This is a genomic window from Oceanobacillus profundus, from assembly GCF_003515705.1.
In the GTDB taxonomy this organism is placed as follows: Bacteria; Bacillota; Bacilli; order Bacillales; family Amphibacillaceae; genus Oceanobacillus; species Oceanobacillus profundus.
The window spans coordinates 180306-192448 of the sequence record NZ_QWEH01000001.1 but is presented as its reverse complement, the minus strand read 5'-3'; the positions used below and the strand labels follow the sequence as shown (position 1 = coordinate 192448).

Annotated in this window: 14 protein-coding genes; 4 read left to right on the top strand and 10 right to left on the bottom strand. The window is 40.1% G+C overall.

Annotation, left to right across the window (positions count from 1 at the left end):
- Nucleotides 1–2 precede the first annotated feature (2 nt).
- The 9 genes from D1B32_RS00890 to D1B32_RS00850 form a co-directional block, all read right to left on the bottom strand.
- A complete protein-coding gene (locus tag D1B32_RS00890; RefSeq protein WP_118888374.1) occupies nt 3–809 on the bottom strand; it encodes a PHP domain-containing protein in 807 nt (268 codons plus the stop codon).
- Complete coding sequence (gene phnL / locus D1B32_RS00885; protein ID WP_118888373.1) at nt 799–1518, bottom strand: phosphonate C-P lyase system protein PhnL; 720 nt, start codon at nt 1516–1518, stop codon at nt 799–801. The genes D1B32_RS00890 and phnL overlap by 11 nt, the downstream gene beginning before the upstream one ends.
- A 16-nt stretch (nt 1519–1534) precedes the next feature.
- A complete protein-coding gene (gene phnM / locus D1B32_RS00880; protein ID WP_095310518.1) occupies nt 1535–2719 on the bottom strand; it encodes a phosphonate metabolism protein PhnM in 1185 nt (394 codons plus the stop codon).
- Nucleotides 2720–2776: 57 nt separating this feature from the next.
- Nucleotides 2777–3613, bottom strand: a complete 837-nt coding sequence (locus tag D1B32_RS00875; RefSeq protein ID WP_095310516.1) for an ATP-binding cassette domain-containing protein — start codon at nt 3611–3613, stop codon at nt 2777–2779.
- A complete protein-coding gene (locus D1B32_RS00870) occupies nt 3606–4472 on the bottom strand; it encodes an alpha-D-ribose 1-methylphosphonate 5-phosphate C-P-lyase PhnJ (RefSeq protein WP_095310514.1) in 867 nt (288 codons plus the stop codon). The genes D1B32_RS00875 and D1B32_RS00870 overlap by 8 nt, the downstream gene beginning before the upstream one ends.
- The gene (locus D1B32_RS00865) at nt 4462–5577 is read right to left on the bottom strand and encodes a carbon-phosphorus lyase complex subunit PhnI (RefSeq protein ID WP_095310512.1); all 1116 of its coding nucleotides are present in this window, start codon (nt 5575–5577) and stop codon (nt 4462–4464) included. The genes D1B32_RS00870 and D1B32_RS00865 overlap by 11 nt, the downstream gene beginning before the upstream one ends.
- Nucleotides 5578–6177 carry a phosphonate C-P lyase system protein PhnH gene (gene phnH / locus D1B32_RS00860; protein WP_118888372.1) on the bottom strand — a complete coding sequence of 200 codons (600 nt, stop codon included), beginning with the start codon at nt 6175–6177 and terminating at the stop codon, nt 5578–5580.
- A 339-nt stretch (nt 6178–6516) separates the two neighbouring features.
- Nucleotides 6517–6939: a phosphonate C-P lyase system protein PhnG gene (gene phnG, locus D1B32_RS00855; RefSeq protein WP_118888371.1), complete on the bottom strand. Its 423-nt coding sequence runs from the start codon at nt 6937–6939 to the stop codon at nt 6517–6519.
- Nucleotides 6940–7074: 135 nt separating this feature from the next.
- Nucleotides 7075–7818: a GntR family transcriptional regulator gene (locus tag D1B32_RS00850; RefSeq protein ID WP_240033694.1), complete on the bottom strand. Its 744-nt coding sequence runs from the start codon at nt 7816–7818 to the stop codon at nt 7075–7077.
- Nucleotides 7819–7972: 154 nt separating this feature from the next.
- On the opposite strand from D1B32_RS00850, the gene D1B32_RS00845 reads away from it, so the two are divergent.
- The gene (locus tag D1B32_RS00845; RefSeq protein ID WP_118888370.1) at nt 7973–8308 is read left to right on the top strand and encodes a L,D-transpeptidase; all 336 of its coding nucleotides are present in this window, start codon (nt 7973–7975) and stop codon (nt 8306–8308) included.
- Nucleotides 8309–8615: 307 nt separating this feature from the next.
- A complete protein-coding gene (locus D1B32_RS00840; protein WP_095310504.1) occupies nt 8616–8813 on the top strand; it encodes a hypothetical protein in 198 nt (65 codons plus the stop codon).
- Nucleotides 8814–9124: 311 nt separating this feature from the next.
- On the opposite strand, the gene D1B32_RS00835 is transcribed toward D1B32_RS00840, so the two are convergent.
- Nucleotides 9125–10174: an NAD(P)/FAD-dependent oxidoreductase gene (locus D1B32_RS00835; protein ID WP_118888369.1), complete on the bottom strand. Its 1050-nt coding sequence runs from the start codon at nt 10172–10174 to the stop codon at nt 9125–9127.
- A 243-nt stretch (nt 10175–10417) separates the two neighbouring features.
- On the opposite strand from D1B32_RS00835, the gene D1B32_RS00830 reads away from it, so the two are divergent.
- On the top strand, nt 10418–11218 hold the full coding sequence (locus D1B32_RS00830) for an ABC transporter ATP-binding protein (RefSeq protein ID WP_095310500.1): 801 nt from the start codon (nt 10418–10420) through the stop codon (nt 11216–11218).
- Nucleotides 11215–12123 (top strand): iron-hydroxamate ABC transporter substrate-binding protein, encoded by a 909-nt coding sequence (locus D1B32_RS00825; protein ID WP_118888368.1) that lies wholly within the window; start codon nt 11215–11217, stop codon nt 12121–12123. Before D1B32_RS00830 ends, D1B32_RS00825 begins: the two co-directional genes overlap by 4 nt.
- Nucleotides 12124–12143: the final 20 nt, after the last annotated feature.

The window sequence follows — 12143 nt, the reverse complement described above, 5'->3', positions numbered from 1 at the left end:
AACTAACTAAATAATAGGTTTATCGGGCTCGTTATATTTCCTATCTGAACACTCTTTCCAAATGAACCATGATAGTCTGTGCCACCAGTCATTATCAGCTGATATTGATTCGCTAATGATTCAACTTTTAACACGTCCTGTTCATCGTGATCTATATGATTACGTTCAATGCCACCTAATCCAACCTCTATAAGTTCTGGTATCAGTTCATAGGAATCCAATTGCCCTGGATGTGCTACAACCGCAATCCCGCCATCCGCGACCACTGCACGAACAGCATCAAAAGCATCGACATATTCGATATCGCCTGCTGCTGGCCCGTCTCCTTTAAAAAGCCTCTTGTAGAGCGATTGATAGGCATCGGATGAATAAGAAGCACTTGTTAGCTGCTGCATCACATGCTGCTTATAGATTGTTTCACTTGGCTTTGCGGCTTTGCTTATCGTATCTAAATCGAGTCTAAACCCGACCTTCTTGATCTGCTCGATTTGCCAAAGCGTGTGTGCATGACGACGTTTTAAAAGCGAATCACAGAGCTGTTTAATATGACGTGCTTCTGGCTGATAGTTATATCCCAGAATATGCACTTTAAGATCTCGCTTAAAGTCGTAAGCTGAAATCTCGATTCCAGGAATAACCTCAATTCCATAATGCTCTCCTAAGCGTTGTGTTTCAAGCAATCCCGCTGTCGTATCATGATCCACAAAGCTAAGATGTGTTACACCATTCAACTGTGCTTCACGCATCACCATTTCAATCGAATCGGATCCATCGGAATATGTGCTATGGACATGTAAATCAACCTTCATTCGTAACACCAGCTTCGGCAAGAAGCTTACCTGCCCGCATATCGTAGACCTTATCGCAGAGTCCCTCCATAAATTCAATATCATGGAATATCCCTACGAGCGTCGTGCCATTTGCTTTTAATTTTTCAATAATTTCACGTACCTTTAGCTTCGATTGCTGGTCCAAGCTTGCAGTCGGCTCATCGAGCAATAAAAGTCGTGGTTTTTTCACCGTTGCCATTGCTATATTTAATCGCAGTTTTTCTCCGCCTGAAAAGGTGTTCGGGTACGTATCCCAAAGTTTTGGATCCAATTCAAAATGGATTAACGCCTTTTCCGCTTCAATCTGTGCAACTGATTCCGTTTCTCCCATCTCAAGGAGCGCCTTTTCCACAAGCTGTCTTGATGTCGTTCGTGGCATCACATTTAAAAATTGCGACACATAGCCGATCTCATATTTCCTTAAATAAAGCATTTGTCGTTCTGTCGCTTGGCATAAATCAATCCTTCCAAACCGTGCAGAATCATACATAATTTCGCCTGCATCTGGTAAATAGGAACGATAAATGCTTTTTAAAATAGTCGATTTTCCGCTGCCACTTTTACCAACAATCCCAATAAATTCACCTTTCTCTATAGAAAAATTAACCTGTTCTACTGCTTGCATTGTTTTATTTAAATGATGAATTGTGAACCTCTTGCCAAAATCATTCACGTCAAGCATTGTCATGTTAGCTACCCTCCTTTTAGTTCAATCGGTAGTTCGTCGTCGTGATAACTGCTCCGTTTACCATTGTCATGGTCAGCATCGGATAGCCATCATCCATTCGCTCAATAATTAAGAGATCCGCTTTTTTACCAGGTTTAATGGAGCCAAGCTCATCATCCATCCGTACCGCTCTAGCTGGATTAATCGTGACCATCCGGAACATTTCATGTAAATCATAATGATGCTTTTCGTGTAATTCGAAGATTGCATGGAGTAATGCAGCTGGATAATAATCACTGCAAAGAATGTCAATACAGCCATGCTTGATTGCTTCTGCTGCTGATAAATTTCCAGAATGCGAGCCGCCTAACAGCACATTTGGAGCCCCAGCAACAGTCTGCAATCCCATTTCCTTAGCCTTTTTAGCGACCTCCAATGTAATCGGAAATTCACTAATCGTCGTTCCAAAGGATTTTACTAAATCAATCTTAGCAACATCATCATCGTCGTGGGAGGCAACGGCAATACCTTTCGCTAAAGCTATCTCCGCAACTTCTTTTATTTTTTCAATCGTCATAAAAGTACTGTTTTGGCGTTCTGCGATGATGGTTTGCACATCGGAATCAGAGATATCGCGATAGCCTTTTAACGTTTCCCTGTACACTTCTAAATCTCTGTACTGTCCTTGACCTGGCGTATGATCCATAAACGATAATAAATGCACCTTGTCATTTTCAATATTTTCAACAAGACGATCCACTTCATCAATATTATCGATTTCAAAGCGTGCGTGCAGACGGTGGCGAATCAAGCGCAATTCATTATGTGTCGCATCAATCGCATCGACTAGACGCTGAACATTTTTCGGGTAGCGCATCGGTTTATGGGTAAAAACATCCTCGCGATAAAAGGATAGCGAATGAAACATTGTTGTAATTCCATGGCTAATTAGGATTTTCTCTGCTTCACGCAAGCTAATATTGACATCCATCATGCTTGTTGGTCTTGGTGAGACAATTCCTTCAATATAATCGGAATGAATGTCGATAAAGCCCGGGGAAATGTAGCCTCCGTTTGCATCAATCCACTTGGCATTCGGATATTCAGATAGCTTTTCTTCTGGGGTAATTTCCTGAATGATTTCACCGCTCACAACCACTGCATATCCTTCTAAAATTTCATTTTCTGTTACAATTTTTCCATTATGAATGATAAGAACCATCAACGTTCCTCCCTATAAATAAGAGTTCAAAAGGATACCGGACTTTTTGAACAGCTTCTAAAGTAATGAGTAAACCAATTGCTGAGTATATGCATGCTGCGGATCCTCTAAGATTTGATCTGTCAGACCTTCCTCAATAATGGAACCATTCAGCATCACAATCGTACGATCCGCCAGCATGCGGATAACCGCTAAATCATGGGAAACAACGATCATGCTAATTCCAAGCTCACGCTGAATTTTCTTAATAAGATCGAGCACATTTGCTTGCACAGATAGATCAAGACCAGTGGTTACTTCATCTAAAAATAAAATTGGCGGGTTATTTGACAGCGCCTTGGCAATTTGCACGCGCTGCTGCATGCCACCCGAGAAATTCCTCGGCTCTTCCTTCATTCGAAACAGCGGAATATGTACATTTTGCAGTAAGCTTTTACTAGTTTCCTCCATCTCGGATACATTCCGTTTCCCAGCTGCAATGAGCTTTTCCGCTATATTTCCAACCGAGGAAAAATTCATTTTTAATCCATGCACGGGATTTTGATAAACCATGCCATACTGATGATTGCGAATGTAACGCTTCTGCTGGGACGACAGTTCAAATACATTCTGTTCGGCTGAACCTGGTCCACCATCAATGTATGCTGCTCCAGATGTGACCTCCGCATCAAAATACAAGCACTGCATCATCGTCGATTTGCCACTGCCGCTTTCCCCGACAATTCCAAGGATTTCCCCGGCGAATAAATCAAATGAAATATCATGACAAGCATAGACAGTCCCGCAATTTGGACAGTAATTTTTTTCTAAGTTCTGTCTTTCCTTACATCTGCTGCATCCATCGCCAAACTGCTTTTGTAAATTTCTCACCTTCAATAGAGGCTCTTCATGCATGGCTTGTCTCCACCTCGACTTCCTCTTTCTTATTTAACCGTTCAATGCAATAGCTCGTATCATTGCATTGATAGATCGTTTCGTTTGTAGCCGGATCAACCAACTCATCTAAAAAGACATCCTCCGCACCGCATAAATGACAGCTCTTTCCGGTAAAGGTTTCTACTGCAAATGGATAGTCATCAAAAGCAAGCGACTCCACATCCGTATAAGGTGGGATTGCATAAATTTTCTTCTCTCTCCCTGCACCAAGTAAAATCAATGCTTCCGACTGATGCATTTTCGGATTATCGTATCTTGGAATCGGACTCGGCGCCATCACATAGCGGTTATTCACGTACACAGGATGGTCTGCCCCTGTAGCCGTTCTCCCGTACTTCATAATTTGTTCAAATAGCATAAGCCATGCACCACTATAATCATTTTCCGAATGGAGGATTTTTGTTTTGTATGCACTTTTTTCGACACGCCTCAATGGTTCTGGTTCTGGAACCTGCAAGACCAGAATTTGCTCAGGAGTGAGCGGCACTTCCGGAATCCGGTGTCGGGACTGAATAATACTTGCCTCCTGCGTTCTTTCCACAAGCTCCACTCCAGTCGTCGATTGCACTAACTTCTTGATGCTGACAGCATTCACGGATTCATCTGCACCTTGGTCAATCACTTTTAATACGTCATTTTTTCCAATAATTGATAAGGTGATTTGCAGTCCTCCAGTTCCCCAGCCACGTGCAATCGGCATTTCTCTCGAAGCAAATGGCACTTGATACCCTGGTATCGCAATAGCCTTTAAAATCGATCGGCGAATTTCCTTTTTCGAGCCTTCATCAAAAAATGCAAAATGGGATTTAGTTTTCATCTGTATGTCCCCCTTTCTTGACGTTACGGATACTATCCAATTTCGATTGGAATGTAACATAATGCGGCAATTTTAAATGCGATATAAATCCTGTAGCTTCCACCGAATCAATATGTAATAAAACAAATTCTTCATCGTGTGTCGGAAAACTGGATTCTGGATGCTCCAGGCATTGATCTAAAATACTCATCGCTATTGCCTTTGTTTCATTTTGGCCGTAGCAAATACCGTAGCCTATTTCAAATTCCAGTTCCTGCTCATTCGCGTCGTTCTTTTTTGTAACCGGAACAAACGACTCGACCTCGGTTACTTGGATTTCACCGATGTAGAATGCATCCTCCTCATCCTGCTCACCTTCATTTGGATGTGCAACATAGATCGGCAAGCTGCCAACACGCACTTCTCCAACAGTTGGATGGACTTGCCCATATCCTCGCAGCGAAGCATAGCCCAATGCTGTCACTGCACCTGTCTGTCCTCTCGTTAACACTTGCAAACGAGCACTTCGTGAAGCCGGAAACGCTATGCTTTGCTTCGTAATATCGACTGGATCTGTATTATCTCTTTCGTAGTTTTCAAATAAGCCCTCTTCCCGCAAGTAATCTACTACTTTCGGAAAAAATTCTAACTCATCGGATGCTTTTACTGCTTCTGATGCTTTTTGATAGTTGGATAGCCACGCTTCATTTTCTGCAGGGTCTTCCTCCAGTAGCTCAAAGTCTAGTAAACGATGCGTGTAATCCTTTGTCGCGCCAAGGATCTGCCCACCAGGAATATCTTTAAAACTAGCAGAGATCCGTCGTTCCACAAGCATTGTTTCGGATTCAACTGCTTGACTGTAATAGAGTCTAGGTAATGTCGAGCGATGTGCTCGCATTAAAAAGACAGCTTCTTCCATGCTTCCCTCTGCTTGTTTAATAGCAAGTGCTGCCAAATACGGGGAATACAAACTGCTCTCTGACATAATTTGGTCAATCAGACTTTTCATTGTAGCCATGATTGTCTCAATTTCAATGATTTCCTGATTCTTCAACCGTTCAAATGTTAGACGCTCGATGGAAGCATCAATCGCCTTCGTTCCACCCTTTACTGCAACATAACCCATCTATTCCACCTCCATCATGTCGACCTTCGTTGTCCGAGGTATGCAAACAACCTGTAAACCTTCATCTGTCAACATCAAATCAATTCCTAATGGATATTCCGCCACACAGACATTTCTCGCCTGCCACACAGCTGGTGTGAGCGCTGTTTGCAGCTTCGTTTGATCTTTTATTCCAGGGCCTGTTAACATAAGCTCGCCTTCATGTACGTCGCTAAATGCGCTTTCGATGATCCAAGTAGCCGATGCATGTGGATCAATTAAGCTCCCTTTCTTACATTGCGCCATCGCATTGGTAATTGCTGTCTCTGGTGTTCCTTTTAGAACGATGACAAAGTCTGCTTTATCGATTGTTGTATGGGTTGCTAATGTATATTCCGAAATTTTTTCGGGTAAGTTTTGTCCGTTGTCCATAAGTACATGAAATGTCACCTCTCGATCGAGAAGGGTCATAATTGTAAGTAACGTTGCATCAAGCATTTGCAGATTGTAATCATTGCGGCCTGCCAACGTTTGAAGCGATGCAATTTTTCCTGGCCGTGACATACTATCCAATATTTTTTTGTAGACAAACTGCAAATCGTGCACGTGATCAATAGCCATCGTATCTCTCCTGTCTGACTTTAATGAAAAGGAAATAAAAGCTTTGATAATTGTATTTAAGTAATTAAATATCTCTAGTATTCGAATTTGTGAGTGACCAAATTTATTCGATTTTCTCCCGTTTGGACAGTCATCAACTTTATGAGTGACCTAAACGATTCGACCTTCTCCCGTTCGGGCGATCATACGCTTCATGAGTGACCGAACCCATTCAATTTTCTCCCGTTCGGACGCTCATACGCTTTATAAGTGATCGAATCTTTTCGATTTCTCCCGATTCAGGCTCTCAGTATCCTCATGATTGATGTTTAAGCTCTAAAAATATGTATAGACATTCTCTTAAACATCCATCGTCTGGAAGTCTACCTTTGTTTCAAATAGCTTCGCCTGGTCTTTTGCTCGTTTTTGAATAATCTGCCTTTCTGCTACTGCCAGCTCTGCTTCCCATGCAACTGTTTCTGGGAGGTTCGCTTTGTATGCCGCGTCAATTATCGCTAGGTTTCTAGCAAGCTCGTTTTTCATCCCAACAACTATACCAATCCCAATGCAGTTTTTGATTTCTGCTTTTGATTCGGTTACTAGGACCTCTCCCATATAAAACAGGGAATTCTTTGCTGACTCACGCATTTTAACCATTGTCAGCCCTTGCTGTGGAGCAATAATTTCACGATAGTCATAAATAGCTATAATGGATTCTGCAAGTTTTTTTGCTAATGCAGGATCACCTTGAATAAGAATTTCTGTTCTTCTACGTCTTTTCATATTCGGTACGACCTCCTTCACAAATCAAGCTTAACTTGTCGCCAAGTTGTTGTGTATTAAGAGAATGTATTGTTTTTGTAAATATTTTTAACATAAAAAACAGGTAAGGAATCCATTATTAGATTCATTACCTGTTTAATCCATTGTTATATCATACTGAAATTTATCACTTCGATATAAAATCTTTGTATATTCTAATAATTTTTCAGATTTTCCATCGATACAATTGCTTTCGACGACAATGAGTGGAACCATGCTTTTGCAGGCTAGCAATTCTTGCTCAAAGACAGTCGGAAAAGTTGTGCTAAGCAATGTTTTATTACTTGAGAACTCCTCGTATCCAAGCTGTCGATAATAAGCAAACATGGATTCAATTGCCGGTCCATCTTTCCCGATAACTGGGAAGTTCGTTTCACTGACAAAGGAGTTATGTATCGCAACTGGTTCGCCGTTTATATAACGTAATCTACCAATTTTAAAAATCGTATCTCCCTCCACTGCCTGTAAAATCCGATAGATTTTTGCATCAAAGGGGATTTCTTCGCAATAAACATTCTTGGTTGTTAGATCATAGCCTAGTTGCTTCATTTTATCCGTAAAGCTGATTTTACCTGTTAAATGCAAATCAATATGCTTTGATTCTTCTTTTAAATAGCGCCCTTTCCCTTGCTTAGAATAGACAATTCCTTGCTCTTCTAATTTCATCAATGCATTTCGTACTGTCATTCTTGGAACTCGGTACTTTTCTACAAGTACATATTCCGAAGGCAGCTTGGTCCCAGGTTTTAATGTCTGATTGGCGATCTGCCGCATGATATCATCTACGATTACGTTTTCTTTCTCGGTTGAAATAGTTTCATCCCCTTCCATTTTCCACATTACATATTCACGTTTTTTATATAAATTTGTAGCTTCATTATATCATTTAGAAGTCCTTAAGATTCATAAAAATCCATGGAAAGATAACGTTTATGAACACAAGTAGGCTTAATCCCATATACTTAAAGTAAATTAAAAGCAGGAGTTGATATTGTTGGTAAAATGGATTGATATATCGGTGGATAACCGGCAACTCAAGTTGTACGATGCTAGTATGTTGTTGAAGACATATCCAATTGCGGTTGGCAAAATTTTAACACCGACACCGACTGGAAATTACATCATCGTTAATAAAGAAGTTAACCCAGGTGGACCCTTCGGTGTATTATGGATGGGTTTATCCAAGCCGCATTATGGAATCCACGGTACAAATGACCCTTCTTCTATAGGAAAAGCTGTATCACATGGTTGTGTTCGAATGTATAACGAGGATGTGACAGAGCTTTCATCCATGGTTTCCATCGGAACAAATGTATATATCCATCCATAATCCAACAACACAGTATTTCACCGTTATAAAGAATACATCTCTTGTGATATTGAAAGAATGAACAAGAAGAAATTGATAACCCTACCTAATTTACAGTGTATACTTCTGCAAATAAATCACTTTAAGTCTTTTTACTCATATAATCTGTTCACCTCCCCAACAAAGGAATGACCATTTATATAAATGTAGTTAATAAGCATTACCAATAGTTTGATTTATTTAAATATTTTAACACTGGATTAATAATACATAAATATTTTTCATCTATACTGTAGTAGAATCAAATTTTTCTGAAGAGGTGATGACGTTGAAATTGAAAAAATTAACTTTCGTAACGATGTCAGCGATGCTTTCCACAGCTTTATTATTTGGATGTGCATCAGAGGATGAGGAAAATCCTGAAGAACCTGCAAGTGGGGAGCCTACAACTGAAGAGCCAGCTGAGCAAGATGATTCAGGTGAGCCAGATGCAGAAGAGGGAGAAGAAGAAGAAGGACAAGAATAAAACGTATCGACTGTTTGACATTGTCGATATAAACTGTAGACGAATTATACATCTCTGAAGTTTCTAGACGTTAGGATTTGAATGCGAAGAGCCGTTACTACTGTAACGGCTCTTATATGTGTTCAACTGTCTTCTATATCCTATTTGGTGTACGTAGATCTGTCTCGCTCTACAGCTGACTTCTATGTACAAAACATATAAAACCGATTCTTCAAATGGAAAGAATCGGTTTTATATTGCACATTACTTTAGACATTTGTATATTTACAAACACTGATATTAATGAAATATAAAGGATTGCTCATTTTCTATCAATGCACCATGCTCTGAATAATTTCACGATTACGCTGTTTGAAAAGCTCATTGTGTGAAGAAACCATACCAAACTTTTCTGCACCTGGCTGAATATATTGCTTTGCCTTATTAACAGCATTTGCAGCATCCTGGAATGCACCTGCAATGAGATGTAATTTCCCTTCATGATGCAAAATATCTCCAGCAGCATAGAGTCCTGGAATGGAGCTTTCACTGCTCGCATTTCCAGCAATGTAGTAACCTTCTGCTATTTCAATATCAATTGGACTGTTCTCAAGAAGAGATGTGTCTCGCTCATAACCATGATTTATAATGACTTCATCTATTGGCAATGAAACAATTTCTTTCGTTTCATGGTTTGTTAGCTCAACATGCTCAATTAAATCCTTATTCGCACGTGCGATTAGCTTTGTAATCGAACAATTAAAGTAGCAAACTGCTGAACCATTTAATAACCTGCTTGCCTGTGCCTCGTGACCAGAAAGGACATCCTTTCGATACGTAAGAAACACATTCTTCGCAATGCTTTGCAGCTCATTGGCCCAATCAATTGCTGTATTTCCTCCACCAGAAATAATTACCGTTTTATCTTTGAAGCGTTGAAGTGATTTCACCGTGTAATTCAGATTCGAAACCTCGAATCGCTCGGCGCCTTCAATATCGAGTCGCTGCGGATTCAAGATTCCACCACCGACAGCTACGATTACCGTTTTCGAATAATGTATTTGCCCAGAAGCTGCTTGTAAGACGAACATGCCTTCATCATTTTTATTGATGGATTCAATCTTCTCATTCATTACTACGGTTGGATGAAAGGTTAAACCTTGCTCAATGATTTGATCAATAAATTTTGCTGCAGGGGTCGGTGTTAACCCGCCAATATCCCAAATCATTTTCTCAGGATATACATGAACTTTCCCGCCAAGAACTGGCTGATATTCAATAATCTTAGTCTTCATTTCCCTTAAACCACTATAAAAAGCTGAATATAGCCCAGCTGGCCCTCCCCCAATTACCGTCACATCAAATAATTCATCCTGTTTCACTTTCTTTCACTCCTTAAAAAAGCTTCCACTGATTATCATTCTCAATTGAAAACGCATTTTTGTCAAGAGCAAATCGATAAAACTTCTTATTAAATGTAAAAAAACACATCTGAATCTCCTTCATGAATGATTGTAAAAATAATGTATTGACAAAAGAAACGATGCAAATTATAGTTTAGGAGACTAGCTCGATAATGAGAATCATTATCACTATCCGAAGCTACCTGAAAAGAGGGACCTAACATGTTTCGTCTACAGACTGAAAATATAAATATTGGTTATGGAGAACACTTAATTGTGAAGGATCTTAGTGTTGAAATTCCAGATAAAAAAATCACAACCATCATCGGATCGAATGGCTGTGGAAAGTCTACATTGTTAAAAGCGATTACACGAATTATTGCACACGAATCTGGAACCGTCATTTTGGATGGTGAAGATATTTCGAAACAAGATACAAAAAAACTAGCGAAAAAAATGGCCATCCTCCCACAAACTCCTGAAAGCACAAATGGCTTAACGGTTGGAGAGCTTGTTTCCTATGGACGCTTCCCCTATCAAAGTGGGTTTGGGCGCTTAAAGAAACGCGACTATGAAGTGATTGAATGGGCACTCGAAGTTACAGGAACGTTAGAGTACCGCTTTCGTCCGGTAGACGCGTTATCTGGAGGACAGAGACAACGCGTCTGGATTGCGATGGCGCTTGCTCAGGAAACAGAGATTATTTTTTTGGATGAACCAACAACTTACTTGGATATGGCACATCAGCTTGAAGTGTTAGAGCTTTTGCAAAGCCTTAACCAGGAGCAAGAAAGAACAATCGTAATGGTACTTCACGATCTGAACCAGGCTGCTCGCTTTGCTGATTATATTATCGCATTAAAGGACGGACAAATCGTACAATCTGGCAATTGTGAAACGGTTATTACACATGATGTATTGAAAAAAGTGTTCCAAATTGATGCGGAAATTGGCAAAGACCCTCGCACAGGAAAACCGATGTGCATCACATACAACTTAATGAAAGAGGAGAAACAACGATGAAAAAGTTAATTATTCCATTCGCATTCCTGCTTGTACTACTGATGGCATGTAGTAATGAAGGGGCAGAAACAGATAATACTACAGATAACAATTCAGATACAATCACCTATGAATCAGAAAATGGACCAGTTGAAGTTCCAGCTGACCCACAGCGTGTCGTCGTTCTTTCATCCTTCTCGGGAAATGTCATGGCTTTGGATGTAAACCTTGTTGGGGTTGATGCTTGGGCTAAAATGAACCCTCAGTGGGAAGAAGATTTAGCTGAAGTAGAAGAGGTTAGTGATGAGAGCCTGGAAACGATCCTTGAGTTGGAACCTGACTTAATCATTGGTCTTACTGGAATCAACAATGTCGATAAGTTAAACGAAATTGCTCCAACCGTATTGTTCACATATGGAGCTGTTGATTACTTAACACAGCATTTGGAAATTGGTAAACTGTTAAATAAAGAAGAGGAAGCTAAAAATTGGATTAATGATTTCAAACAACGTGCTGAGGAAGCAGGCGAAGAAATCCGCGCAGAAATTGGCGAAGATGCAACAGTTTCTGTTATTGAAAACTTCGATAAACAGCTTTATGTCTACGGCGACAACTGGGGCCGCGGAACAGAAATTCTTTATCAGGAAATGGATTTGAAAATGCCTGAAAAAGTTGCCGAAGAAGCACAGGAGGCCGGCTATTATGCGATGTCTTTAGAAGTACTTCCTGAATATGCTGGTGACTATATGATTTTCAGCCGATTTGATGAAACAGACAATTCCTTTATGGAATCAGACATTTATCAAAACATCCCTGCAGTAGCCAATGACAATGTTTTTGAAGTAAATGGACATGAATTTTATTTCAATGACCCATTAACATTAGAATTGCAGCTTGCTTTTTTCAAAGAGGCTTTCCTTAACTAACTATACAGAGAAAAGATGAG